Below are 26,471 nucleotides of genomic sequence, written 5' to 3'. Positions count from 1 at the left end.
TTGGATTCTGAGGCTTTTGCTTATTCCCGGGGAAATATGAGATTATAAAAATCATTTTCCACGATAATAGGGGTGCAGGCCAGCTTATATTCCACCAGCTTTTTCATGGTGGAGACATATTGATCCTGCTCCTCCTGGGTCATGGTCACCCCCTCTGCGGGGGTAAAGGTCTGGGTGTAGCGGTTATAAAAACCACGGTCGCTGCGCCAGCTGCGGGAGGTGAAAATCACTAACCCCTCGCTGTCGGAGAGAATGTCCCGTCCGGAGAGCATTCGGCTGTCGTACTCCAGCCCCAGCAGATTGGAGACGGTAGGGAGAATGTCCACCTGGCAGCAGGGTTTGTCTACCTGAACCGGCTCCTCCATGCTGACCGACCAGAGAATAAGAGTGTTTTTGTACACATCAAAGTCGATAGCCGACTCATTGAGAGCCTCCAAGTCCTTGGAACTGCCGAAGGTGCGGCCCGATAGCTCCTCCAGTACCCCGGCGTTGGAGTAGGGAATGTGGTCCCCGGTGGCGATGATGAGAGTCTTGTCCAGCTTGCCTGCCTCCTCCAGCTTTTGCAATAACAGCTCCAGGGCGCGGTCTACCTCCATGATGGTGGCCATGTAGTTCTGGGTAGTCTGAGAGTAGGGGAGTGCGCGGACCTGGTCCAGGTAGGGCTGGACGATGCGGTTGTTGGAATAGGGCATGTGTCCGCTGATGGTGAGGTAGTAGACGTGGAAGGGCTGGTCGCTATTGATGTAGTCGTCCACACTGTTTTCGATGACTTGGGTGTCCCGGGCGGGCCAGGCGATCTCGCCGCTGGAGGTGGTGTCCACGTCCAGGCCGGTACCGAACTGCTTCCAGGTGTAGCCCAGGTTGGTATGAGAGACTTGCCGGCCATACATATCGTAGTTTCCGTGGTAGCCCAGAACCTGATAGCCCTCCCGGCCCAGCTGCTGGGCCAGCGAGAAGTAGGCGTTGGTACCCAGCGCCCCGGTGCGCTTCATGGTGATGGGGTTGCCGTTTTTGGGGTAGAGGCCCAGCAGGGTCTGACACTCTCCGTTTGAGGTGCTGGTGTAGTGCAGGGCGGTGTAGTAGTTGTTGAACACAAACCCCTCGTTGGCCAGTTTGTAGAGCGTGGGTGTCAGCTCCGGGTCGATGGCGTAGCCGGAGAACCCCTCGATGACCAGCTGGATGACGTTGTACCCTTTGAACATGCCGGTATATTCATTTTTTCGGGTGGGGGAGGCGCTGCTGAAGTAGTTGGCCAGCCAGGAAACGTCCTCATTGGGGGCATTGGCGGCGAGAGACTCCAGGTCCACATCCATTACGTTGGGAGAGGTGTCTATCACGGGCTGTTCCTCCACCGCGGAGGTGTCTCCGCCGGAGCCATCTCCCGAGCTGTCCAGACCATCCAGACCGTCAAAATCGGAGTCCAGCCCGGCCTTGGCAGGGAAGAGCATGTGCTTGACGTCCAGGCGCAGCATGGTCACCAGCCCCAACTGTTCCACCTGGTCGTCGAAGTTTGTGTCGGAGCGGTAGAGCTTGGCGGGAGTCAGATCTCCCGGCCACGGGGCGTGGACCACAGCCAGACCCAACAGATGAAAGGCCACGGCAGCGGCGGCAAAGATAGCCGCACCCCAGCGTGGGGGCTGTCCCTGGGCCAGTCCCCACCGAAACAGAGGCCACAGCAGGAGAGTGGGCAGAAAGAAGAGAAGCAGCAGGGGAAGGGCTGCGGCGATGGCAGGCAAAATTACGCCTGCATAGTCGCTCAAACGGTTGCCGGCCGCGGTCTCCAGGGTGCTGAGGGGGTAGTAGGCCTGGAGGGTGTGCTTGGCAATCAGTTCAGCGGCAAACAGCATGGTAAGTAAGAACGACAGCAGCACCGTAAGGATGCGGCCGGACCGCTGCGGGAGCAGGATGGGCAGCAGTGCCAGCAGACTTCCAGCCGACAGGGAGAAGAGAAGGTAGATGGGGAAATAGGTCATGGCGTTCCCCGTGGCCAAGTGCAGGACAACCTCCAGATAGACCAGCAGAAGGGGGAGGTACAGCCCCAGAGTCCAGGCGGGGAGCTTGGGCCGGGGGGGCGGCGGCGCGCAGTGCTGGCCCTGGTAGGGGTGAAGATGGGGCAGTTGCATAGAGGGTCCTCCTGTTTTTTGAAAAACCGGTAACACACATTTTACCGGATGTTAACGTAAGCGGATTATACCATGGGGCAGGAGGGAAACCAAGAAAGAAATTCTTTAAATCCGGTTACAAAAAAAGCTAGTTAGTTACAAAAAAGCCCGCGGACCGGTGAGGTCCGCGGGCAAAACAGATGAGCGCGAAGCTTAGGCCATCCACAGACCGTGGAGGTTGCAGTAGGCGTAGGCAGCAACCACTTCATCACCCTCGGCCAGGGCAAAGACAGCCTGAGGCTTGTCGTTGGGAGTGAGGTGCTTGATCTGCTGACCCTGCTTGGTCTCCAGGGCGATCCACTGGATAAAGTGCTCGGGGATCATGGGGTGCTCCACGGAGCCCACCTTTACAGTGACAGCGCTGCCGTTGACGCTGATGACGGGGACGTGCTTCTCCACGGCGGCGTCCGTGGTGCCGGGGACGATCTCGGTCATTTTCTGCCCGCAGCACATAACGGGCACGCCGGTGTTGTTAAGGAAAGTGACAATGTTGCCGCAGTGTTCACAGACATAAAATTTCATAGGGAATACCTCCTGCACAGTTGGGACAAAGTCTGTCAGACAGCTTGTCTCCGGATAGAAAAATTATACGTGGAAGCAGGGCGGAAGTCAATGATGGGATGGCTGCGGCGGCAGAAAAATTGTGGGGGCGCAGTGTGCGTTTAGGAGAAAATTTGAAGGGAAAATTCATGAAATTTTCATTCTTCCATGGCCAAATAAGGTTGCCATTGGAGGTGGAATATCGTATAATAACTAAGATAAGCGTATCTGTCTATTTGCCTTATTTTGTTTTGCGGCGCCGGGCGGCCAATGCCCGGTGGAAAAGGGGAGATCAGTGTTGTTGCAGACCATATTCAGCTTCTTTCAGGAGGAGATCCCGATTTTGAGCACCATCAAGGTGAAGGATCTTGTCGATGTGGCCATCCTCTCCCTGGTCATCTATAAGGCCCTGTGGCTGATGCGCAAGACCAGCTCCGGGCGGGTGCTGCGAGGCATCACGGTGCTGATTTTGGCGCTGTGCCTGGCCTATGGCTTCCGGCTGACGGCCACGGGGTACCTGCTGAACAAGGTGGTGGAGTGGGGCATCCTGATGCTGGTCATCCTGTTCCAGCCTGAGTTGCGTCAAGCTCTGGAGCGGATGGGCAGCGGAAAGCTCACCGATGTATTTTCCACATCCCGTCCCTTGCCGCTTCATGATATCGATACCGCCATCACCCAGACGGTGGAGGCCTACACCTCCATGTCCAAGGACAAGGTTGGAGCGCTGATGGTCTTTGAGCGGAAAAATCTTCTGGATGATGTGATCAAGACCGGTACCGCCCTGGACTGCTCCATCTCCAGTGAACTGCTAAAAAATCTGTTTTGGAACAAGGCGCCTCTCCACGACGGAGCGGTGATCGTCCGGGACGGTCGGATCGTTGGTGCGGGCTGTATGCTTCCCCTGTCGGGCAACACCAACCTGAGCCGGGACCTGGGCATGCGCCACCGCGCCGGCATCGGCATGAGCGAGCACTCCGACGCAGTGGTGGTCATCGTTTCCGAGGAGACGGGCTCCATCTCCGCGGCCGTAGGCGGCATGCTCAAGCGCCATCTGGCTCCCGAGACCTTGGAGCGGCTGCTGCGCAATGAGCTGCTGGCCGACGACGGAAGCGGGGAGGAGAAGAACCGAGCTGCCATGCAGATGCTGACCAACCTGTTTGCCCGGTGGAAGAAAGAGGAGGAAGAAAAATGATCAACCGTTTGCGTGATAGCCGGTCGTTCTACATCCTCCTGTCGATCCTGCTGGCAGTGCTGGTATGGCTGTATATCCGGGACGTAGAGAACCCCACTCAGGATGGTACCTATTACGGCATCGAGATCCAGGTGTCCGGTGAGCGGGTGCTGGAGGAGCGGGGACTGACCGTGGCCTCCATATCTCAGAAGACAGTAAATATTACTGTGAACGCCCCCATCAGTGTTCACAACGATCTGAGCCGGGAGAACATTACTGCCACGGTGGATGTGTCCCAGTGTTCGGAGCCGGGGGAGTATCAGTTGGCCTGTACCCCTAAGCTGCCCAGCAATATTGATACCACCGGCGCGTTTTTCCCCGACTCGGCCCAGATCGTCACCGTAGTCATCGATAACCTGTCCACCGAGACCAAGACGCTGGAACTGAAGCTGGAGGGCAGCGTAGCCGACGGCTATCAGGCCGGCACCCCTGTCTTCGATCCGGAGACCGTGGAGCTCAGCGGCACAGCGGAGCAGCTGGCTCGGGTCAGCCGGGCCGTGGTGATCCTGGAGGCGGACGGCTTGAAGCAGAGCTACTCCGGACGGCTGCCCATCACCCTGCTGGATGAGAATGACGAGCCGCTTACTGATACCAATATCAGCCTGAGTGAGGAGACTGCCTACCTGACGCTGTCGGTGGGAGTTATGAAGGAGGTACCTCTGACTGTAAGCTTTATTCCCGGCGGCGGCGCCACCGGCGACGGAGATGTGGAGGTGGACATCCAGCCCAAGACCATCAACGTCATCGGCACCGAGGACGCAGTGGCCGGCCTTACCGAGATCTCTTTGGGCAGCATCGACCTGTCCACTGTGCTGGATACCAGCGTTATCACCATGCCCATCCGTCTCTCCTCGGCGCTGGACAACGCCTCGGGGATCACGGAGGCCCAGGTGACCGTCACCATCAAGGGACTGTCCACCCGGTCTTTGGATGTGTCCAATATTGAGATCGCCAACGTACCCGATGGGTACTCTGTGGAAAAGGTGACCCAGACCCGCACCATCGTCATCCGGGGCAGCGAGAGCGCCCTGGAGCAGGTGGACCCCAATCAGGTTTGGATCGTGGCCGATATGTCCAAAATCACTGCCACAGGCACCAATTCCGTGCCGGTGACCGTCTATCTCAACGCAAGCGATGAGGTGGGCGTCATTGGAGAATATAAAATTGTGGTCAACATCAAAAAGATCTAGCATTATTTCTGGAGGCAGAACAGCATCATGAATCAAAGTGCCATCGTAAAAAAAGAAGTGCGCTCCGGCGTAGTGGAGGTCTCTCTCCTGCGCCAGGTGGAGTGCGGATTGAGCTGCGGAGGAGACTGCGCCGGCTGCATGCAGAAGCCCAAGGGGGAGATCCTGGCTCTGGCCAGCAACCCCATCGGAGCCAAGCCGGGAGAGCGGGTGGAGGTAGAGGCCACCTCGGGCAGCTCCATCGGCATCGCCCTGCTGATCTTCGCCATTCCCTGTGTGTTCCTGGTCCTGGGTTATTTGCTGGGCAAGGCGCTGGGAATGGGTGAAATGCCCTCGGTTGGTATGGCCGGGTTGGGACTGGTGGTGGGCTTCCTGCCCGCCGTGCTGGTGAACCGGGCGGTGACCCGCCGGCAGGAACCGGAGTTTACCATCCTGCGCCAGTTCTGAGGAACCGGTCATGTTCGGCTATGTCAGGCCGGTGCGGGACGAACTGAAGTGCCGGGACTTTGATCTATACCGGGCCGCCTACTGCGGGCTGTGCCGGTGCATGAAGGAGCGGTGCGGCTGGACGTCCACCTGGTTTCTCAACTACGACTTTACCTTTCTGGCCCTGCTGCTCACCCCGGAGGAGGAGCCTTACGCTCCCTGCCGGAAGCGCTGCTCGGTCCATCCTGTATTAAAAAAGACCATGTGTCCTGCCAGCCCGGCTCTGGAGCTGGCGGCCGATGAGAGTGTGATCCTTACCTGGTGGCAGCTGCGGGACAAGATCCGGGATGACGGCTTCTGGAGAGGCCTGCCCGCCCGGGGACTGGCTTTGTTCCTGCGCCGGGCCTATAAAAAGGCGGCCCGCCACTGCCCGGATTTTAATGAGGCGGTGCGGACATGTTTGGAGGAGCTGGATACTCTGGAGCGGGAGAAGTGCCCATCCATAGACCGGACCGCCGACACCTTTGCGCGCCTGCTTCAGGCGGCGGCACCCTCTACCGGCGATCCCCTCCGGGATCGGCCGCTGGAGGAACTTCTCTACCACCTGGGGCGGTGGATCTATTTGATCGATGCCCAGGACGACCTGGAGGAGGATGCCCAGGCGGGGCGATACAACCCGGTGGCCGCCCGCTTTGGCCCCCAGGGAAATCGGGAGGCCCTGGAGCTTACGTTAAATCACTCCCTCAACCGCATGTATTCCGCCGCCCAGCTGCTGTCCTTCGGCAGTCGCTGGCCGGTAATTGAGAATATCCTGTACCTGGGCCTGCCTCTGGTACAGCGGGCTGTCTTTGAGGGCAGCTGGAAGCAGATCCAAAAACAAACGATATGGAGACAGAATCAATGAGAGATCCCTACACCGTCTTAGGCGTCAGTTCCAATGCCAGCGATCAGGAGATCAAGAAAGCCTACCGGGAGCTGGCCCGGAAGTACCATCCGGACAACTACGTGGACAATCCTCTGGCCGACTTGGCTGAGGAGAAGATGAAAGAGATCAACGAGGCCTATGAGGCCATCCAGAAGCAGCGCAGCGGGGGAGGCGGCAGCTATCAAAGCGGTAGTTCCTCCTCCGACGGCTACCAGGGTGGCTACCAGCAGCAACAGCAGTATGGCGGCAACCCTACCTACGCCCGGGTGCGAAACCTCATCAACATGGGGGATCTGAACACTGCCGAGCGGCTGCTGGATGAGATGCCTCAGCACGGAGGCGAGTGGTACTTCCTGCGGGGAAGCATCGCCTACCGCCGGGGCTGGCTGGACGAGGCCATGCAGAATTACAGCCTGGCCGTCCAGATGGAGCCGGGCAATATGGAGTACCGTCAGGCCCTGAACATGATGCAGCGTGGCGGCCAGGCCTACCGGCCTTATCACTCCGGAGGAGGTATCGACAGCATGGACTGTTGTACCGCTCTGCTGTGCTGGCAGTGCCTGTGCGGAGGATGTAACTGATATGGCCGAGCGGGCGTCTGATTCCACCCGGCGCACGGCGCTGGGCGGCGTACTGGCCGCGGGCAGTCTGGCTGTAATGTGGCTGGCCTGCTTTTTCCCCACGGGAAAGTTGGGGCTGACGGCGGCGGCGGGCCTGTTCCCCATTGGAGCAGTCATTGCGGCAGGCCGTCCGGCGGGCCTTCTGTGCTGGGCGGCGGCCTCGGTGCTGGGGCTTCTGCTGCTGCCGGACAAGGGCGTGGCCCTGATGTACCTGTGCTTTTTAGGGCTGTACCCCACGGTGAAGAGCCGCATGGAAAACGTGAAGAGCCGTGTGGTGGAGTGGGTTGGAAAGATTGCCTTCCTCAATCTGGCCCTGAGCATCTGCTGGTTTGTCTTCCGCTCTCTGTTCCTTCCTGCGCTGCCCCAGTGGATCGGAGAGAAGACCTGGCTTGTCTATCTGGTGGGCAACGTGGTATTTCTCATCTACGATATCGGTTTGAGCCGCCTCATTGGGGCGGTGATGGTGCGTCTGCGTCCCGGACGGGGACGGTAAGGCGTCCCCTTTTTCCCGGCGGCGGGTTGGTTCCCGCATGACTGGGTACAATCCATGACATAAGGAAGTGACCCCCATGGTCAAAAGTATGACCGGCTACGGCCGGGCAGAGGATACCCTCAACGGCTGCACCATCACGGTGGAGCTGCGTTCGGTCAATAACCGCTACTTGGACTGCAATGTCCGCATGCCCCGGCTCTACCTCTTTGCGGAGGAGACCATCAAGAGCAGGGTGCAGAACACCATTTCCCGGGGAAAGGTGGACGTATTCGTCACCCTGGATTCCACCGGCGGCGAACAGGTCCAGGTGTCGGTGAACCAGCCCCTGGCCGACGGCTATTACGCCGCCCTTACCCAACTGGCCGAACGTTACGGCCTGTCCAAGGACATCTCCGTGTCCTTGCTGTCCCGGTTCCCCGACGTGCTGCTGGCGGAAAAGGCAGAGGAGGATGTGGAGCAGCGGGCTCAGGACATCTGTTCCGTTCTGGACCGGGCTCTTGCCGACTTCGACCAGATGCGCACCCGGGAGGGGGCGCGGCTGGAGACCGATGTGCTCTCCCGTGCTGCCCGCATCGAGGAACTGGTGGGTAAGGTGGAGGAGCGCTCTCCCCAGACGGTGGCCGAGTACCGCGCCAAGCTGGAGGCCCGGATGAACGAGGTGCTCTCCAACACCCAGCTGGATCCCGCCCGTATCCTCACTGAGGCGGCCATTTTTGCCGATAAGGTGGCGGTGGATGAGGAGACCGTGCGTCTGCGCAGCCACATCGGCCAGCTGCGGCACATGCTGGAGCAGGGAGGAGCCACCGGACGTAAGCTGGACTTCCTCATTCAGGAGTTCAACCGGGAGGCCAACACCATCGGCTCCAAGTGCAGCGACATCGATATTGCCCGCCATGTGGTGGACATCAAGGCCGAGATCGAGAAGATCCGGGAGCAGGTGCAGAATATTGAGTAAGGAGGCCGGTCCATGAAGCTGATCAACATTGGATTTGGCAATATGATCTCCGCCGGGCGGCTCATCGCTATCGTCAGCCCCGAGTCTGCCCCCATCAAGCGTATGGTCCAGGAGGCCCGGGACCGGGGCGTGCTCATCGACGCCACCTACGGCCGGCGCACCCGGGCGGTGCTCATCATGGACAACGACCATCTGGTTCTCTCCGCTCTGCAGCCAGAGACGGTGGCCAACCGGGCGGCAGGGGAGAAGGACAACGCAGAGGAGGAAGCGGAATGATCCGAAAGAAAGAGAAGGGACAGCTCATCGTGCTCTCCGGCCCCTCCGGGGTGGGAAAAAGCACGGTGATCGCCGAGCTGCTGGGCCAGCGAAACAACATCCATTTCTCCGTCTCTTACACCACCCGGCAGCCCCGGGTAGGGGAGCAGAACGGAGTGAACTACAACTTCGTCTCCCGGGAGGAGTTTGAGGGCATGATCCAGCGGGACGAGCTGCTGGAGTATGCGGAGTACGTCAATAACTACTACGGCACCTCCTTGAAGGTGATCCAGGAGAAGCTGGACGCCGGCATCGATGTGCTGCTGGACATCGAGGTCCAGGGCGCGGCCAAGGTCCGCTCCCGCTGCCCCGACGCCCTATTTATTTTCATTATCCCGCCCTCCTTTGAGGAGCTCTCCCGCCGTCTTCACGGCCGTCATACCGACAGCGAGGAAGTGATCCAGGGACGGCTGGAGAAGGCCCGCCAGGAGGCGAAGGAAATTTCCAAGTACGACTATCTGGTTATCAACGACAAGGTTTCCAATGCGGTGTCTGAGATCGAGTCCATTCTCATCTCGGCCGAGTGCCGCGTGGAAAACCGGAAATCTATTTATGAAGGAGTTTTTGCGTTATGATGCTCTATCCTGCTATGAGAGACCTGCTTAAGAAGGTGCCCAGCCGTTATCAGCTGGTGAATGTGGTGGCCAGCCGTGCCCGTGAGATCGCCAGCGAGGCGGAGATCGCCGGAGAGCCTCTGGACGATAAGCCGGTGAGCATTGCCATCCAGGAGGTGGCTGACGGCAAGCTGGACGAGCGGCTGGAGCAGGTGGGCTGAGGTTATCCCGGCCCTGAATACACAACGGAGAAAGGGCGGGAGCAATGGACCGGAGCGCGCCGTTGTTCCGCCCTTTCTTGAGCTTGCAAGGAGGGAGAAAGCATGGGGTGCGTCGTGGCCAAGGTCGCCGTATCCAAGGCGGTCTACGCCATCGATAAGCCCTATGACTATCTGGTCCCCGCGGCTTTAGAGGACCGGCTGCGGCCGGGCATGCGGGTGCTGGTCCCCTTTGGGGCAGGCAACCGAGGATCGGACGGTATCGTGCTGGCGCTGGCTCAGCAGGAGACGGGCGGAGGCTTAAAGGCCATCACCGCCGCCCTGGATGAGGAGCCGGTGCTGGACCGCCGCGGCCTCCAGCTGGCTCTTTGGATGCGGGAGCGGTACTTTTGTACGGTGTACGACGCGGTGAAGGCCATGCTGCCCGCCGGGCTCTACTACGCCCTGCGGGACTGCGTGAAGCTGACCGTGGACCGGGAGGGGGCCTATGAGGCCGCCCAAGGTTCTGCCGCCGCCACAAAACTGGTGGATATGCTTCTGGCCTGGGAGGGCCAGGGAGAGCTGGAGCAGATCCGGGCTGGCTTTGGCCCCAAGGACCCCACTCCGGCCATACGCTATCTGGTGGAGCACGGAGCGGCCGAGATCGTCACCAGCGCCCAGCGGGGCGTGGGGGATAAGACGGAGAAGCTGGCGGTGCTGGCCATGCCCTCGGAGGAGGCCATGGCTCTGGTCACTCCCCGGCGAAAGACTGCACCTCTGCGCTACTCGGTGACCGAGCTGCTCTGTCAGTTGGGTGCGGCCAGCGCCAAGGAATTGTGTTACTTCACCGGAGCCTCCTCGGCCACCATCAAGTCCCTGGCCAAGAGCGGCATCCTCACCCTGGAGCAGCAGGAGGTATTCCGCCGGGTCCAGCTGGACGACGTGCCGCCCAAGCCCTTGCCGGAGCTCAATGAGGAACAGCAGGCCGCTCTGGAGGGGCTGGACCGGCTGTGCCGGGAGGGAAAGCCCGCCGTGGCGCTCCTGTACGGCGTGACGGGCAGCGGCAAGACCCAGGTGTACATCCGCCTCATCCAGCAGGTGCTGGACCGGGGGGGAAGCGCCCTGGTTCTGGTGCCCGAGATCGCCCTGACGCCTCAGCTCCTGCGGGTGTTTGCCGCCCACTTTGGACAGGAGATTGCGGTCCTTCACAGCTCTTTGCCCGCCGGAGAGCGGTACGACGAGTGGAAGCGAGCCCGGAGCGGCAAGGCACGGGTGGTCATCGGAACCCGCTCGGCGGTGTTCGCGCCGCTGCAAAACCTGTCCCTCCTTATATTAGATGAGGAGCAGGAGGGGAGCTACAAGTCGGAGAACACCCCCCGCTACCACGCCCGGGACGTGGCCAAGTACCGCTGTGTCCAGGAGAATGCCCTGCTGGTTCTGGGGTCCGCCACCCCGGCGGTGGAGACCATGTACAGTGCCCGGGAGGGGATTTACCACCAATTTACCCTCACCCAGCGCTACAACCAGAAAGCCCTGCCTCAGGTGCATATCGTGGACCTGAAGGAGGAGCTGCGGGAGGGCAACGGGGGAGCCATCAGCGGCCTGCTGGCCCGGGAGATCGGGGACAACCTGGCCCGTGGGGAGCAGACCATCCTGCTTCTTAACCGCCGGGGAGCCAGCCGCATGGTGTCCTGCGGGGAGTGCGGTGAGGTGCCCCAGTGTCCCCGGTGCTCGGTGAAGCTCACCTACCACTCGGCCAACGGGCGGCTCATGTGCCACTACTGCGGTTTTTCCCAGCCCCTGCCCCACGCCTGTCCTGCCTGCGGCGGGAAGCTCAACTTCATCGGCGTGGGCACCCAGCGGGTGCAGGAGGAACTGGAGGAGCGTTTTCCCGGGGTGGAGGTACTGCGGATGGACTCAGACACCGTCACCGCTGCCCACTCCCACGAGAAAATTCTGGAGCAGTTCCGCTCCGGCAAAGCCCCCATCCTGTTGGGCACCCAGATGGTGGCCAAGGGACTGGATTTTGAAAACGTGACCCTGGTTGGCGTGGTGCTGGCCGACCAGTCCCTGTTCGTGGACGACTTCCGGGCAGGGGAGCGGACCTTCTCTCTGCTCACCCAGGTGGTGGGCCGGGCCGGGCGGGGGGAGAAGACGGGCCGGGCGGTGATCCAGACCTTCACTCCCGACCACGACGTCATCCGCTTTGCCGCCCGCCAGGACTACGAGCACTTCTACCAGCAGGAGATCCAGCTGCGCCGCCTGCGCCGGGAGCCCCCCTTCCGGGACGTGTTTGTCCTCACCGCTTCCGGTCCGGAGGAGACAGGGGTATTGCGTTGCTGTGTGAAGCTGCGCCAGGCTCTGGAGGGAGCCCTGGGACGGTTTGACCAGGCGTGGGAGCTGCTGGGACCTGCCCCGGCGGCGGTGGCCAAGGTGAATAACCGCTACCGCTACCGGCTGACCCTGTCCACCAAGAACTGCCGCCCAGTGCGGGAGCTGTTAGGACAGCTCATTGCCCATGCCCATCAGGACCGGGAGAACCGGGGCATATCTGTTTACGGAGATTTGAACCCCTATTAAGGGAATGAGATAAAGGAGGAACATGGAAATGGCCATTCGAGAGATTCTGACCCGGGGGGAGAGCGCCCTCACTAAGGTGTGCCACCCCGTAACCAAGTTTGATCAGAAGCTGTGGGATCTGATCGACGATATGAAGGAGACCCTGGCTGAGGCCGGAGGTGTGGGACTGGCTGCCCCTCAGGTGGGCATCCTGCGCCGGGTGGTTATCGTCATCAACGAGGCCGACGAGGTGCTGGAGCTGGTAAACCCCGAGATCGTGGCCCAGCAGGGAGAGCAGGACGGCCTGGAGGGCTGTCTGTCTGTGCCCGGCCTGTGGGGCTTTGTGAAGCGCCCCGAGTGGGTGAAGGTGAAGGCCCAGGACCGCTTCGGCAAGGAGTATGAGGCGGAGGGCACCGGCCTGACCGCCCGTTGCTTCTGCCACGAGTTGGCCCATCTGGACGGCCACCTGTACACCGAGCTAACCGACAAGCTCTACAACAGTGAGGAGCTGGACGAGCTGATGGATGAGCAGGCCCAGGAGGAGATGGAATGAGAATCGTCTTTATGGGCACCCCCGACTTTGCCGTTCCCTCCCTGGAAGCCCTGGTGGCGGCGGGACATGAGGTGTGCGGGGTGTTCTGTCAGCCCGATAAGCCGGTGGGACGGCACCAGAACAAGCTCCAGCCCCCGGCGGTAAAGGTGTGTGCCCAGAGCCACGACATTCCCGTTTTCCAGCCCACCAAGCTGCGGGACGGTACCGCTCTGGCTCAGCTTCAGGAGCTCAATCCGGAGCTCATCGTGGTGGCGGCTTATGGACGTATTCTGCCCGACGACATTCTGGCCCTGCCTCCCAAGGGATGTATCAACGTCCACTCGTCCCTGCTGCCCAAGTACCGTGGGGCCGCCCCCATCAACTGGGCGGTGGTGAACGGGGACAAGGAGACCGGCGTGACCATCATGCATATGGCCACCGAGCTGGATGCGGGGGACATCATCGACCAGGTGAAGACCCCCATCGACCCGGATGAAAATGTAGAGGCGGTCCACGACCGCCTGGCCCAGCTGGGCGGGGAGCTACTGGTGAAGGTGGTGGCCGACATCGCTGCCGGTACCGCCAAGCGCACCCCCCAGGACCACAGCCAGGCTACCCTGGCGCCCATGCTCTCCCGGGCGCTCAGCCCCATCGACTGGAGCCGCAGCGCCAAGGAGATCCACAACCAGGTCCGGGGTCTGACCCCCTGGCCCGCCACCTCCACCGATATTTTGGGGGACACCATCAAGGTGTTCGCCGTGGAGGAACCGGGGATCGAGACCGGAAAGGCTCCCGGCACTGTGATTGCTGCCAATAAGGCGGGAATCGACGTAGCCTGCGGAGATGGCAAGGTAATTCGCTTGACAGAAATCCAGGCTCCCGGCTCCCGGCGGATGTCGGCAGCCAACTATCTGGCCGGACACCCGGTGACGGTAGGCTGAGGTGCAAACCCGAGCAAAGCAACAAATTTCGCAAGGTAAAAACCCATTACAAATAAGATGTACCAATGATTTAAGAGAAAGAGAAGGGGCGAACGAGATGGACGCACGGGAGGCGGCACTGTTGACGCTGAATACCTGCCAGCGGCAGGGGGGCTGGTCGGACGGCGCGCTGAAAAAGCAGCTGGCCGCCGGGGGACTGGAGGGCCGGGAGGCCGCTCTGGCCACCCAGCTGTGCTTCGGAGTGGTGCAGAACGAGATGCTGCTGGACTTTTATATCTCCAAGTTCTCCAACATCCCCCTGCGGCGCATGGAGAGCAAGGTGGTCCAGGCCCTGCGCCTGGGGCTTTATCAGATGCTGTTTCTTAGCAAAATCCCCCAGAGCGCGGCGGTGAACTGCTCGGTGGAGCTCACCCGCACCCACTGCAAAAACCCCAGAGCGCCGGGGATGGTCAATGCCATTCTGCGTAGCTTGCAGCGGAATTTAAACCAGCTGCCCACTATCCCGCAAAATGACCTGGCGGAGTATTTCAGCATCCTGTACAGCCACCCGGTGTGGCTGGTGGAGGCGCTGCTGCCGCTGCTGGGCAGCGAGGGGACAGCGGAGTTTCTCCAGGCCAACAACAGCCAGCCTCCCATGACCGCCATGGTGAACACCACCAAGGCCACCGCCCAGGAGGCAACGGACCTGCTGGCTGAGCAGGGAGTGGAGGTCACGCCCCACCCCTGGCTGGAGAACTGCCTTATCTTAAATAAGACGGGCAATCTGGAGCGGCTGGATGCCTATGGGCAGGGGCTCTTTTATGTTCAAGACCCTGCCTCCCGGCTGATGGCTCTGGCTTCCGGCGCCGCGCCCGGGATGCGGGTGCTGGATATGTGCGCCGCGCCCGGCGGCAAGAGTTTTGCCGCCGCCATCCAGATGGACAATCAGGGAGAGGTCATCTCCTGCGACCTCCATCCCCATAAAAAGAAGCTCATTCAGGCCGGAGCCGACCGGCTGGGCCTCAGCATTATCAAGCCCATGACTGCCGACGGCAAGGTGCGGCGGGAGGAGTGGGTGTCCGCCTTTGATCTGGTGCTGGTGGATGCGCCCTGTTCCGGTCTGGGTGTCATCCGGAAAAAGCCGGATATCCGCTACAAGGACCCCAAGCCCCTGGAAGACCTGCCCCAGGTCCAGCAGGCGATTTTGGAAAACGCGGCGGGCTATGTAAAGGCGGGCGGAGTGCTGATGTACTCCACCTGTACCATCCTGCCCCGGGAGAACGGGGAGGTCGTGTCCGCCTTTTTGGAAAAGCACCCGGAGTTTGTCCGGGAGGCCTTTGAACTGCCCGGAGCGGCAGGGCGGGTGGAGGCAGGGGAGATCACCCTCTGGCCCCAGGTCCACCAAACGGACGGATTCTTCATCTGTAAACTGCGAAAGGTAGGGGAGACCCCTTGACCGATATCAAATCCATGACCCTGGAGGAGCTGACCGCCTGGCTCAAAAGCCAGGGAGAGCCCGGTTTCCGTGCCAAGCAGATTTTTCGCTGGATCTACCGGGGAGTCACCTCCTTTGACGAGATGACCGACCTGTCCAAATCGCTGCGGGAAAAGCTGAAGGAGACCTGTTTTCTTACCGTGCCCAAGGTGGCACGCAAGCAGGTGTCCCAGCTGGACGGCACCATCAAATACCTGTGGGAGCTGAGGGACGGCAACTGCATTGAGACGGTGCTCATGCGCTATAAGCACGGCAACACCGTCTGCGTCTCCAGCCAGGTGGGCTGCCGCATGGGCTGCGCCTTCTGCGCCTCCACACTGGCTGGCAAGGTGCGAAACCTTACCCCCGCTGAGATGGTGGACCAGGTGCTCTTCACCCAGTTGGACAGCAGGGCGCCCATCTCCAACATTGTGCTTATGGGCATCGGCGAGCCTCTGGACAACTATGACACGGTGATGAAGTTCCTCACCCTGGTCAACCACCCCGAGGGTTTGAACATCGGCATGCGCCACATCTCCCTGTCCACCTGTGGATTAGTAGATCAAATTGACAAATTGGCCCAACGTGGGTTACAATTAACGTTGTCTGTCTCCCTGCATGCTCCCGATGACGAGACCCGGTCCAAAATTATGCCGGTGAACCGCGCGGTGGGAGTGGAGCAGCTGATAGACACCTGCCGCCGGTACTTTGAAACCACCGGGCGGCGGATCTCCTATGAGTACGCCATGATCGACGGGGTCAACGACTCCGACCGCCAGGCCGACCTGCTGGCCGGTCTGCTGAAAGGGATGCCGGGGCATGTGAACCTCATCCCTCTCAACGACGTGGAGGAGAGTCCTCTGAAGCCAAGCCGCCGGGTGGCGGCGTTCCAGAAACGTCTGGAGAGCCACGGCGTCACCGTCACGGTCCGCCGCCGGCTGGGCAGCGACATCGACGCCTCCTGCGGACAGCTGCGGCGTAAGGCCATGGGGGAGCAAGCAAGAGAACGTAAGGGCGGTCCCAGGGCCGCCGGAAGAAAGGAAGATGTGCCATGAATGTGTGGGGTATCACCGACCGCGGTGTGATCCGGACACAGAATCAGGACGCCTTTGCCCACCAGGTCCTGCCCGACGGGCGGGTGGTGGCCCTGGTGTGCGACGGCATGGGCGGAGCCAAGGCAGGAAATGTGGCCAGTTCCATGGCGGTGGACATCTTCATGCGGGAATTTTTGCAGGACGAGGGCCGCAGCGGCCTGTCGGACCGCAGCCGGATGGAGCGCCCTGCGGCAACCGCCAATGAACAAGTCTTCCGCCGCGCGGTTACCGAACCCGACTGCGCCGGGATGGGCACCACCATGGTGGCCGCTCTGGTGGAGGAGGGGCAGGCCCTGATCCTCAACGAGGGAGACAGCCGCGCCTACCATCTCTCCGAGGAGGGCGGTATTGTCCGGGTGACCCGTGACCACTCTCTGGTGGAGGATCTGGTGGAGCGAGGCGAGCTGACCCCCGACCAGGCCAGAACCCATCCCCATAAGAATCTCATTACCCGCGCCCTGGGCGCGGACCCTGAGTTGCGGGCCGATCTGTTCCGGCAGAAGCTGAACGAAGGGGACTTTTTGCTGCTGTGCAGCGACGGGCTGAGCAATGTGGTCTCCGAGCAGGAGATCTTGTACGAGGTGATCCACGGAGGCGAGGCATGCACCTGCTGCCGCCGCCTGCTGGATATCGCTTTGCACCGGGGGGCGCCGGACAACGTGACGGCGGTGTTGATCCAGTGCTGATATTCTGTCAAGCCCAAACCAGTCAATCCCCAGTCCGACTGGGAAAGCCTACAAAGGAGGATATTTACCATGGATCAGTACATCGGTAAATTACTCGACAATCGATATGAAATCCTGGAGCTCATCGGCGTGGGCGGTATGGCCCGGGTCTATAAGGCCCGCTGCCATCGGCTCAACCGTCTGGTGGCCCTGAAGATCCTGCGGGACGATCTGGCCCAGGACGCAGAGCTGCGCCGCCGTTTCCACGATGAGTCTCAGGCTGTTGCCATGCTGTCTCACCCCAACATTGTGGCCGTGTACGACGTCAGCCGTTCCTCCGATATCGAGTACATCGTCATGGAGCTCATCGACGGCATCACCCTGAAGCAGTACATGCAGAAGAAGGGGAACAAGCTCAACTGGCGGGAGGCCCTGCACTTCATCACCCAGATCGTCAAGGCGCTGGGGCACGCCCACAGCCGCGGCATCATCCACCGGGATATCAAACCCCATAACATCATGGTGCTCCGGGACGGCAGCGTGAAGGTGGCCGACTTCGGCATTGCCCGGGTGACCTCCGGAGGGCACAGCACCCTCACCCAGGAGGCTCTTGGATCGGTACACTACATTTCTCCTGAGCAGGCCAGGGGCAGCCACATTGACGAGCGCTCCGATTTGTACTCTGCCGGTGTGGTCCTCTATGAGATGATTACCGGCCGCCTGCCCTTTGAGGGGGATACCCCTGTCTCGGTGGCCATCCAGCATATCAATTCCATTCCGCTCTCCCCCCGGGAGATCGATCCCACCATTCCCGAGGCGCTGGAGGCCATCACCATGAAGGCCATGGCTCCCAACCCGGACAACCGTTACCCCTCCGCCGATGCCATGCTGGCCGATTTGGAGGAGTTCCGGAAAAACCCCAATATCAACTTTGATTTCAGCCCCAACGACTTCCACCCCGAAGAGGAGGAGGACGTGGACCGCACTCAGATCCACACCGTTCCTCCCCGTACCTCCAGTGGGCGCAGAGAGACGCCTGTCTCCAGAACGGAGCGTCAGGATCGGCGAGCCCGCCGCATTGAGGAAGAGGAGGAAGATGAGGAGGAGGAGCGCCGCGGCCCCAACTGGCCGGTGATCGGCGCGGTGGCTGCCATTCTGGTGTTTGTAGCCGCTCTGGTCTTCATCATGTTCTCCACGGTCTTTTCCGGCAGCTTCCAGGGTGGGAACACCAAGCGGGTACCTACGGTGACCGGCCTTCTGTACAGTGAGGCTTCCGTGGATACCAATCTGCTGGGCGATTTTACCCTGGAGATCGTGCAGGAGAAGGAGAGCGACAAGCCTGCGGGTACCATCCTCTCGCAGGATCCTACCGCCAACAGTGCGATTACTGCGGATACCGGTACGGTCATTCAGGTGGTGGTCAGCACCGGACAGAGCGATGAGGTGCTCATGCCTGATCTGGCGGACAAAGACTACGTCACCGCCAGTGCGCAGCTAAAGGCGTTGGCCAAAGAGAACGGTATGACCCTGAACATCGACTTCAGCTCCAGAACGGAGTATAGCGATGAGATCGAGAAGGATCACGTGATCTCTACCATTCCTGAGAAGGACTCTGTCCTCTCGGACGGAGACACTGTTGTTCTGGTGGTCAGCCTGGGCAAGGAGACACAGCAGGTGGATATGCCCGGACTGCTGGGACAAACGGAGGATATGGCACGAAAGATGCTGACCAGCAAGGGCCTGGATGTTGGAAGTGTGGAGCACGAGTACAGCAATGATTACCCCAAGGGCCAAGTGTGCTTCCAGTCGGTGAACGAGGGCACCAAGGTGGACCAGGGCACAGCCATCAACATCATCATCAGCGACGGTCCCGACCCCAACACCCAGCCGATTCCCACCGAGGTCACCAAGACAGTCAGCTTCACCCTGCCGGACGCCGGTGCTGTGGTCAACGTGGATGTCTACGATTCCCAGGGCAATAAGGTCCACAGCGGAACCTACGATACCAACCTGGAGGGCGGCTTCCAGCTGGACCTGAAGGGGACCGGTAAGCAGGTGTACACCGTGTATATCGATGGCGCCAAGGCATACGACCAGACCGTGGACTTTGACAGCTGATGGAAGGAATCATTTTTAAGGCCCTGAGCGGCTTCTACTACGTGGACGACGGCAGCGGCACCATCACCGCCTGCCGGGGACGAGGCAAGCTGCGCCATGAGAAAATTACCCCTTTGGTGGGGGACCGGGTGGAATTCACCCCCCTGGATAACGGCCAGGGAGCTCTGGACGCCATCCTGCCCCGGAAAAACCAGTTTGCCCGGCCTGCCGTGGCCAACATCGACCAGCTGGTCATCATTGCATCCCAGTCCATTCCGGTAACCGACCCCTTCCTCATCGACCGGGTCATCGCCATTGCCGAGGGAAACCACTGCGAGAGCATCGTATGCGTGAACAAGTGCGATCTGGCTTCCGGAGCGGAGCTGGCCGCCCTCTACCGGAGGGCTGGCTACCAGGCACTGGAAGTGAGCGCCGAGACCGGAGAGGGTATCGACCAGCTCAAGGAACTGATTTCTGGCAAGGTATCTGCCTTTACCGGAAACTCCGGCGTAGGCAAGTCCAGCATCCTCAATGCGCTGGAGCCGGGCATTGCTCTGAAGACCGGAGAGGTCAGCGACAAGCTGGGCCGGGGACGGCACACCACCCGCCATGTGGAGCTGGTGCGGCTGAGCTGCGGCGGAGTCGTCGCGGACACCCCGGGGTTCTCGTCCTTTGACGTGGACAAGATGGAGCTGTGCCGCAAGGAGGAGCTGGCCGGACGGTTCCGGGAGTTTGCACCCTATGTGGATCAGTGCCAGTTTCAGGACTGTGCCCATGTGAAGGAGAAGGGGTGCGCGGTGCTGGCGGCGGTGAAGGCGGGAGAGATCGCCAAAAGCCGCCACGAGAGCTATGTGCGCCTCTACGAGCAGGCCAAGCAGATTCCCGACTGGGAACGGAAATAAACTTTTTTGCGGAACGCCTTCGGGCGTTCCGCTTTTTTTGTGTCAAGGCGGAGGACTGGGCCATATACTAAAGTACAGTCTGTCAGGAGGGAGGCATAAGTAGATGGGCATTGTGGTGGTACGTTCTCCGAAATGTCTGCGGGGACTGCTGCGGCGGCTATTTGGCCTGCATCGGGAGCCGTGAGGGACCTCCCCCTTTCAAGCCTGCGGGCTTGAAGGGGGGAGCAACTGTTTTTGGACATAAGCGGCCTCTCCGGCGCATATAGTGTCCCAAAGCCGGATAGCCCGCCGCGGCGGGACACTCAAGGAAAAGGGAGAGGACAGTATGGAATTGGAATTTGACCGGGAAGTGACCCACTGCTACGAAGTGGCGGCAAGCGGGACGGTGTGCCAGGAGGAAACTCTGGAGACCATTGTGCCCGACGCCTGTCCGGACATTCTGCGTATCGTGGCCGTGTGTGCCCAGGCCACCCTGAACGGCAAGCAGGCACGGGATGGACTGGCCGAGGCCAGCGGCAGTGTGCGGGCGGTGGTACTCTACCAGCCGGAGGAGGGAGGCGGCCTGCGCCGTCTGGAGGCCGCCCTGCCTTTTACCAGTCAGATGGACGCCCCCACGCTCACACAACAGGGGATGGTGTCCGCCTGTGCGCGGGTACGGGGTGCGGAGGCCCGGGCCCTCAATCCCCGAAAGGTTCTGCTGCGGGTGGACCTGGCGGTGGAGATCACCGCCTTCCAGCCTACGGAGCACATGTGCTGCCAGGCTGTGCTGGAGCCGGAGGAGCACAAGGTGGAGCAGATGATCGCCCAGGCGGAGACCTATCAGCTCAGTGATGTCCAGGAGAAACCCTTTACATTCACAGATCAAATACGCCTCAACGGCGGCCAGGGGGAGGGCATGGAAGTAATGGCCTGCCAGGCCCAGCCGGTGTGCGGAGAGTGTAAGCTCATCGGCAGTAAGCTGATCTTCAAGGGCACGGTGGAACTCCAGCTGCTGGTCCAGGAGGCGGGGGGCGCTCTGACCCCCTACCGGGAGTCCATGCCCTTCTCCCAGGTGATGGAGATCCCCGGCGTGGGCGAGGGGAGCGAGTGCCAGATGGATCTGGAGCTGACCCAGTTTACCTGTTTGCCCAGCGGAGAGGACGGCCGCAGCGTAGAGGTCACCCTGGATGTGCTGGCTCAGGCCCAGGTGTGGTGCCACCGGCCGATGCAGCTTTTACAGGATCTGTACAGTACCGCCTGGGAGACCCAGGTGGCCCGGGAGGAGCACACCCTGTGGAAGCTGCTGGACCAGTCCAGCCGTGCCCAGAATGTGCGGGAGCTGCTGGAGACCGGGTCGCTGCCCCGCAGCGTAGTGGACAGCTGGGTCAACCTGGGAGAGATCACCCAGAGCCGAGAGGGCAACGAGGTAGTCCTCACCGGACCGGCCCTGGTGACGGTGCTCTATCTGGACGAGGAGGAGAACCTGCAGGCCTTCCAGCGCACTCTGCCTCTCAGCTGCCGGGTGGAAGCGCCCGCCGGGGCGGTGTGCCGCTGTCATCTGTTGTGTCCGGGGGAGGTGTTTGCCACTCCGGCAGCAGGCGGGTTGGAGGTGCGGTTTACCGCCGAGTTCCAGTTCCAGCTGCTCCAGCCTCAGCGGGCCCTGGCAGTAAGCTCCGCTGTTCTGGGGGAGCCAAGAGGAAAGCAGGAGGGGCAGCAGCCCTCGGTGGTGCTGCGTCTGGCCGCGCCGGGGGAGACTCTGTGGGACATCGCCAAGGCCTACGCCACCCCCCAGCATCAGATCCTTCAGGCCAATCAGCTGGAGGAGGGGAGCCTGCCCACCGGGAAGATGCTGCTTATCCCATCTTCTTTTTAATCTATACCACACACGCGCCCCGGAGACGGGGCGCATTTTTCTGTGCCCCCGGAAACAGGGCATATTCTACAGCTTATCCTCATACAGTGTAACGAAATACCAAGGCAAGCCAAAAGGGAGGAATGGCAGTGGAAGAGCGCAAAATCTATGAGGATATCGCCCGTCGGACCGACGGCGATATCTACATCGGTGTGGTGGGGCCGGTGCGCACCGGGAAGTCCACCTTCATCAAACGGGTGATGGAGAGTCTGGTCATCCCCAACATCGACAACGTCTATCGCCGGGAGCGGGCCCGGGATGAGCTGCCCCAGAGCGGCTCCGGGCGGACCATCATGACGGCAGAGCCCAAGTTTGTCCCTGAGGAGGCGGTGACCGTGTCCATGGACGCCTCGGCGGCGTTCCAGGTGCGGCTCATTGATTGTGTGGGCTACATGGTGCCCGGAGCAGTGGGACAGCTGGAGGGGGAGACCGAGCGCATGGTCACCACTCCATGGTTTGACCATGAGATCCCCATGTCTGAGGCCGCCGAGGTAGGCACCCGAAAAGTGATTGCTGAGCACTCCACCATCGGCATCGTGGTCACCACCGACGGCACCATCACCGAGATTCCCCGGGAGGACTATCTGGAGGCGGAGGAGCGGGTGATCCGGGAGCTGAAGGAGCTGGGCAAGCCTTTCCTGGTGCTCCTCAACTCTGCCCACCCAAATTCCCAGCGGACCCAGGCCATCCGGGATGAGATCGCCCAGCGCCACCAGGTCACCTGTGTGGCCGCCAACTGCCTGGAGATGGAAGAGGAGGACGTGAGCGCCCTGCTCAAGCAGGTGCTCTATGAATTCCCACTCAAAGAGATGGACCTGTTCCTGCCTCCCTGGGTGGATGCCCTGCCTCAGGAGCACCCCATCAAGGCCGCTCTCTACGAGGCCATCCGCCAGGGAGCGGGACAGTTGGGCCGTATCCGGGACGTGGAGCAGGCGGTGGCCTCTATGCGGGAGTGCGAGCAGGTCAGCCAGGCGCGGGTGACCTCCATCGATTTGGGTACCGGCCTGGCCTGTGCCAGCCTGGAGCTGCCCAGGTCTCTGTTCTACGACACCATTTCTCAGCAGTCGGGTTTCCAGATCGGCAACGACGGAGATCTGATGGCGCTGCTTACCCAACTGGCCCAGGTGAAGGCATCTTATGACAAGGTAGCCGACGCCCTCAAGGAAGTGGAGGAGACGGGGTACGGAATTGTCGTGCCCTCCATTGACTCCCTGGTACTGGAGGAGCCGGAGATCGTGCGCCAGGGGGGACGCTATGGCGTGCGGCTGAAAGCAAGCGCCCCCTCTATACACATGATCCGGGCGGATATTGAGACGGAGGTCTCGCCCATTGTAGGCAGTGAGAAGCAGAGCGAGGAGATGATCCACTATCTGCTCCAGGAGTTTGAGGGGGACACGGCCAAGATCTGGCAGTCCAATATTTTTGGCAAGTCCTTCCACGAACTGGTGGGGGAGGACCTGAACGCCAAGGTCAAGCGTATGCCCGAGGACGCCCGGGAGAAGCTGCGGGAAACCCTCCAGCGCATCATCAACGAGGGCTCCGGCGGACTCATCTGCATTATTTTATAAGGAAAAGCGCCTCCCGGTTCTGGGAGGCGCTTTTCGGTTGCGGAGCGGGGGCAGGGGGTGGTATAATAAAGCATACTATGTCCCAAATGAAGGGCAAGGAAACAAAACAAATATTTTGTTGACTTACATAGAAAGAGAGGAACTGTTATGGATTACGCGAAGGAGTCCCTGCGTCTGCACGGGGAGTGGAAGGGTAAAATTGAAGTGGTGGCCACTGTGCCTGCGGGTAACAAAGGGGAACTGTCTCTGGCCTACACCCCCGGCGTGGCCCAGCCCTGCCTGGAGATCCAGAAGCACCCCGAGAAGAGTTATGAGCTGACCCGCCGCCACAACCTGGTGGCCGTCATCACCGATGGCACTGCCGTGTTGGGCCTGGGCGACATTGGCCCCGAGGCTGGTATGCCCGTCATGGAGGGAAAGTGCGTGCTCTTCAAGCGCTTTGCCGATGTAGATGCGTTCCCTCTTTGTGTCAAGACCAAGGACGTGAACGAGTTTGTCCAGACCGTGTATAACATCTCCGGTTCCTTCGGCGGCATCAACCTGGAGGATATCGCCGCTCCCCGGTGTTTTGAAATTGAGCGCCGCCTGAAGGAGATGTGTGACATCCCCGTTTTCCACGATGACCAGCACGGCACCGCCATTATTGCTCTGGCTGGCTTGACCAATGCTCTGAAGGTGGTAGGGAAGAAGAAGGAGGAGGTCCGGGTGGTCTTCTCTGGAGCCGGTTCCGCCGCCATCTCCATCACCAAGCTGCTACTGGAGGCTGGCTTCAAGGACATTACTCTGTGCGACAAGTTTGGCGCCCTGTATGAGGGCAACCCCGATATGAACTGGGCCCAGCAGGAGATCGCTAAGCGCACCAATCTGGAAAAGCGCAAGGGCACTCTGGCCGATATGCTGGTGGGTGCCGATGTGTTCATCGGCGTGTCCGCCCCCAACCTGGTGACCACCGAGATGGTCAAGACCATGAACAAGGATGCCATCGTCTTTGCCTGCGCCAACCCCACCCCGGAGATCTTCCCCGAGGATGCCAAGGCGGGCGGAGCCAAGGTGGTCTCCACCGGACGCAGCGATTACCCCAACCAGATCAACAACGTCCTGGCTTTCCCGGGCATTTTCCGCGGTGCTCTGGACGTGCGGGCCAGCGATATCAACGAGGAGATGAAGATGGCCGCTGCCATGGCGTTGGCCTCCATCATTCCCGATGAGGAGCTGAGTGAGGCCAACATCATTCCCGCTGCCTTTGACAAGCGGGTAGTGCCTGCGGTAGCCAAGGCCGTGGCCGAAGCCGCCCGGAAGACTGGCGTCGCCAGACTGTAACCTACTTTTCTTGAAAGAAAAGTAGGCAAAAGAACTTTGTGCGAAACTGCGTTTCGCCTCTGAAAGAGTAAAAAAGGGGTACCTCCTTCCAGCGGTTGACAAAGGGGAAAAACTATGATAAAGTTCTTATACTGCGAAGAAAAGGAACCTTAGCAAGGCATCACCCTGTGCAGAGAGCCCCCGGCTGGTGAAAGGGGGAGAGGACGCTTTGTGAAATTACCCCTTGGAGCAGCCGCCCGAAGCGTATTTCCTGCGTGGGTAGGGGACAGGCCGGGTTTCGCCCGTTATTGCGAAGGGAGTCACGTACTCCATGAGGTCTCTGTTGCGAGGCAGGGACGAACCAGAGGTGGTACCGCATTGCTATGCCCTCTGTCCGAATATTCGGACAGAGGGCTTTTTGCATGGAAAGGGGGCATGATATGACCAAGAGCCAAAAGGGCACCCTGTGTGTATTTGCCGCGGCACTGCTTTACAGCATTGGGGGACTGTGCATCAAACTCATCCCCTGGGGCGGCATGGCCATCAACGGCAGCCGCACCGCCATTGCCCTGGTGGTGATCGGGGCCTATCTGATCTGGGTCAAGCATCCCCTGCGCCTCAACCGCTGGGTCGCTCTGGGAGCCATCTCCGTCTTTGGCTGTAACGCCCTGTTTTCCATTGCCAACAAGCTGACCACGGCGGCCAACACCATCGTGCTCCAGTTTACCGCACCCATTTTTGTGCTGCTCATCACCCTACTGTTTTTTCACCGTCGGCCCGATAAGCTGGATGTGATCACCTGTGTGGTGGTCTTTGGCGGCGTGGTATTCTTCTTTTTGGACAGCCTGGAGATGGGAGGGGGGCTGGGCAATGTGCTGGCCCTGTTGTCCGGTCTGGCCTACGCCGGGGTGTTCCTGCTCAATGACATGCCTGACAGCGACGCCATCTCCTCTGTTTTCTGGGGAGATGTGCTCTCAGCCATAACCGGACTGCCGTTTCTTGTGAAGGAAACTGACTTTTCACCTACTGCTATTACTAGTCTTTTGGTACTTGGCGTATTCCAGGTGGCGGTGGCCTACATTTTGCTGACCATTGGTCTCAAAACTACCCCTCCTGTCACGGCCAGCTTGGTCTCCGGCATTGAGCCGGTGCTCAACCCCATTCTGGTGGCGGTATTCTATGGGGAGAAAATGGGCCCCATGGCACTCATTGGGGCGGCTATCGTCATTGGCGGCGTCATCGTCTACAATGTCTGCCGGACAAAAAAGCAAAAACCAGAAGAAATACAAGCAAATGAACTGATTTGATAAAGGAGTAAAGGAAAATGACTTGCTATGAAGAACTGAAGGCCCGCGGCCTCATCGCCCAGGTCACCAACGAGGAAGAGATCTCTAAAATGATCAACGAGGGCAAGGCCGTCTTCTACATTGGCTTTGACCCCACCGCTGACTCCCTGCACGTGGGCCACTTTATGGCTCTGTGCCTGATGAAGCGCCTGCAGATGGCGGGTAACCGTCCCATCGCTCTGATCGGCGGCGGCACCGGCTACATCGGTGACCCTTCCGGCCGTACCGATATGCGTTCCATGATGACCCCTGAGACCATCCAGCACAACTGCGACTGCTTCAAGAAGCAGATGGAGCGCTTCATTGAGTTCGGCGAGGGCAAGGCTCAGATGGTGAACAACGCCGACTGGCTGCTGGGTCTGAACTACATCGACCTGCTGCGGGATGTGGGCGCCTGCTTCTCCGTCAACAACATGCTCCGGGCCAAGTGCTACGAGCAGCGCATGGAGAAGGGTCTGAGCTTCCTGGAGTTCAACTACATGATCATGCAGTCCTACGATTTCTACCACCTGTTCCAGC

General features: G+C 60.5%; 25 protein-coding genes. 23 read left to right on the top strand and 2 right to left on the bottom strand.

All coding sequences use genetic code 11. The features are described from left to right. Positions 1-20: 20 nt before the first annotated feature. Both ACLTXB_RS07170 and ACLTXB_RS07165 read right to left on the bottom strand, forming a co-directional pair. Positions 21-2,123, bottom strand: coding sequence for an LTA synthase family protein (locus ACLTXB_RS07170; protein WP_428226524.1), 2,103 nt, complete (start codon positions 2,121-2,123; stop codon positions 21-23). A 192-nt stretch (positions 2,124-2,315) separates the two neighbouring features. After that, positions 2,316-2,684 carry a desulfoferrodoxin family protein gene (locus ACLTXB_RS07165; RefSeq protein ID WP_110440446.1) on the bottom strand — a complete coding sequence of 123 codons (369 nt, stop codon included), beginning with the start codon at positions 2,682-2,684 and terminating at the stop codon, positions 2,316-2,318. A 361-nt stretch (positions 2,685-3,045) separates the two neighbouring features. On the opposite strand from ACLTXB_RS07165, the gene cdaA reads away from it, so the two are divergent. The 23 genes from cdaA to tyrS form a co-directional block, all read left to right on the top strand. Continuing rightward, a complete protein-coding gene (cdaA, locus tag ACLTXB_RS07160) occupies positions 3,046-3,894 on the top strand; it encodes a diadenylate cyclase CdaA (protein ID WP_235398714.1) in 849 nt (282 codons plus the stop codon). Next, complete coding sequence (locus ACLTXB_RS07155; protein WP_428226523.1) at positions 3,891-5,123, top strand: CdaR family protein; 1,233 nt, start codon at positions 3,891-3,893, stop codon at positions 5,121-5,123. Before cdaA ends, ACLTXB_RS07155 begins: the two co-directional genes overlap by 4 nt. Positions 5,124-5,150: 27 nt before the next feature. Further along, complete coding sequence (locus ACLTXB_RS07150) at positions 5,151-5,567, top strand: SoxR reducing system RseC family protein (protein ID WP_110440448.1); 417 nt, start codon at positions 5,151-5,153, stop codon at positions 5,565-5,567. 10 nt (positions 5,568-5,577) lie between these two features. Then, the gene (locus ACLTXB_RS07145; protein WP_110440449.1) at positions 5,578-6,450 is read left to right on the top strand and encodes a DUF5685 family protein; all 873 of its coding nucleotides are present in this window, start codon (positions 5,578-5,580) and stop codon (positions 6,448-6,450) included. After that, complete coding sequence (locus ACLTXB_RS07140; protein WP_428226522.1) at positions 6,447-7,052, top strand: DnaJ domain-containing protein; 606 nt, start codon at positions 6,447-6,449, stop codon at positions 7,050-7,052. Before ACLTXB_RS07145 ends, ACLTXB_RS07140 begins: the two co-directional genes overlap by 4 nt. Position 7,053: 1 nt before the next feature. Then, a complete protein-coding gene (locus ACLTXB_RS07135) occupies positions 7,054-7,584 on the top strand; it encodes a hypothetical protein (RefSeq protein ID WP_428226521.1) in 531 nt (176 codons plus the stop codon). 76 nt (positions 7,585-7,660) lie between these two features. Continuing rightward, a complete protein-coding gene (locus tag ACLTXB_RS07130; RefSeq protein WP_428226520.1) occupies positions 7,661-8,539 on the top strand; it encodes a YicC/YloC family endoribonuclease in 879 nt (292 codons plus the stop codon). A gap of 12 nt (positions 8,540-8,551) precedes the next feature. Continuing rightward, complete coding sequence (gene remA / locus ACLTXB_RS07125) at positions 8,552-8,815, top strand: extracellular matrix/biofilm regulator RemA (protein WP_008980890.1); 264 nt, start codon at positions 8,552-8,554, stop codon at positions 8,813-8,815. Next, on the top strand, positions 8,812-9,429 hold the full coding sequence (gmk, locus tag ACLTXB_RS07120) for a guanylate kinase (protein ID WP_008980889.1): 618 nt from the start codon (positions 8,812-8,814) through the stop codon (positions 9,427-9,429). The genes remA and gmk overlap by 4 nt, the downstream gene beginning before the upstream one ends. Further along, positions 9,426-9,629 carry a DNA-directed RNA polymerase subunit omega gene (gene rpoZ / locus ACLTXB_RS07115; RefSeq protein WP_008980888.1) on the top strand — a complete coding sequence of 68 codons (204 nt, stop codon included), beginning with the start codon at positions 9,426-9,428 and terminating at the stop codon, positions 9,627-9,629. Before gmk ends, rpoZ begins: the two co-directional genes overlap by 4 nt. A 102-nt stretch (positions 9,630-9,731) precedes the next feature. After that, complete coding sequence (gene priA / locus ACLTXB_RS07110; protein WP_428226519.1) at positions 9,732-12,185, top strand: primosomal protein N'; 2,454 nt, start codon at positions 9,732-9,734, stop codon at positions 12,183-12,185. A 28-nt stretch (positions 12,186-12,213) separates the two neighbouring features. After that, positions 12,214-12,717 (top strand): peptide deformylase, encoded by a 504-nt coding sequence (gene def, locus ACLTXB_RS07105; RefSeq protein WP_020989676.1) that lies wholly within the window; start codon positions 12,214-12,216, stop codon positions 12,715-12,717. Then, the gene (gene fmt, locus ACLTXB_RS07100; RefSeq protein ID WP_008980885.1) at positions 12,714-13,637 is read left to right on the top strand and encodes a methionyl-tRNA formyltransferase; all 924 of its coding nucleotides are present in this window, start codon (positions 12,714-12,716) and stop codon (positions 13,635-13,637) included. The genes def and fmt overlap by 4 nt, the downstream gene beginning before the upstream one ends. A 97-nt stretch (positions 13,638-13,734) precedes the next feature. Continuing rightward, the gene (gene rsmB / locus ACLTXB_RS07095) at positions 13,735-15,072 is read left to right on the top strand and encodes a 16S rRNA (cytosine(967)-C(5))-methyltransferase RsmB (protein WP_428226518.1); all 1,338 of its coding nucleotides are present in this window, start codon (positions 13,735-13,737) and stop codon (positions 15,070-15,072) included. 14 nt (positions 15,073-15,086) lie between these two features. Continuing rightward, positions 15,087-16,145, top strand: a complete 1,059-nt coding sequence (gene rlmN / locus ACLTXB_RS07090; RefSeq protein WP_428226543.1) for a 23S rRNA (adenine(2503)-C(2))-methyltransferase RlmN — start codon at positions 15,087-15,089, stop codon at positions 16,143-16,145. Further along, a complete protein-coding gene (locus ACLTXB_RS07085; protein WP_008980882.1) occupies positions 16,142-16,870 on the top strand; it encodes a Stp1/IreP family PP2C-type Ser/Thr phosphatase in 729 nt (242 codons plus the stop codon). The genes rlmN and ACLTXB_RS07085 overlap by 4 nt, the downstream gene beginning before the upstream one ends. A 69-nt stretch (positions 16,871-16,939) precedes the next feature. Next, complete coding sequence (gene pknB, locus ACLTXB_RS07080; protein WP_235398376.1) at positions 16,940-18,967, top strand: Stk1 family PASTA domain-containing Ser/Thr kinase; 2,028 nt, start codon at positions 16,940-16,942, stop codon at positions 18,965-18,967. Next, positions 18,967-19,848, top strand: a complete 882-nt coding sequence (gene rsgA / locus ACLTXB_RS07075; RefSeq protein WP_235398375.1) for a ribosome small subunit-dependent GTPase A — start codon at positions 18,967-18,969, stop codon at positions 19,846-19,848. The genes pknB and rsgA overlap by 1 nt, the downstream gene beginning before the upstream one ends. Positions 19,849-20,173: 325 nt before the next feature. Then, on the top strand, positions 20,174-21,700 hold the full coding sequence (locus tag ACLTXB_RS07070; protein WP_428226517.1) for a DUF3794 and LysM peptidoglycan-binding domain-containing protein: 1,527 nt from the start codon (positions 20,174-20,176) through the stop codon (positions 21,698-21,700). Between the two features lie 128 nt (positions 21,701-21,828). Continuing rightward, complete coding sequence (spoIVA, locus tag ACLTXB_RS07065) at positions 21,829-23,307, top strand: stage IV sporulation protein A (protein WP_328246325.1); 1,479 nt, start codon at positions 21,829-21,831, stop codon at positions 23,305-23,307. Between the two features lie 147 nt (positions 23,308-23,454). Beyond that, on the top strand, positions 23,455-24,627 hold the full coding sequence (locus tag ACLTXB_RS07060; RefSeq protein ID WP_428226516.1) for an NAD(P)-dependent malic enzyme: 1,173 nt from the start codon (positions 23,455-23,457) through the stop codon (positions 24,625-24,627). A 419-nt stretch (positions 24,628-25,046) separates the two neighbouring features. Beyond that, positions 25,047-25,913: a DMT family transporter gene (locus ACLTXB_RS07055; protein ID WP_428226515.1), complete on the top strand. Its 867-nt coding sequence runs from the start codon at positions 25,047-25,049 to the stop codon at positions 25,911-25,913. 17 nt (positions 25,914-25,930) lie between these two features. Further along, positions 25,931-26,471: tyrosine--tRNA ligase (gene tyrS, locus ACLTXB_RS07050; protein WP_428226514.1), on the top strand; the 541-nt coding region annotated here is incomplete at its 3' end.

It is taken from the genome of Flintibacter sp. (assembly GCF_046973065.1).
Note: the sequence above shows the minus strand (reverse complement) of the source record. Positions and strands in the feature narration are given on the sequence as shown.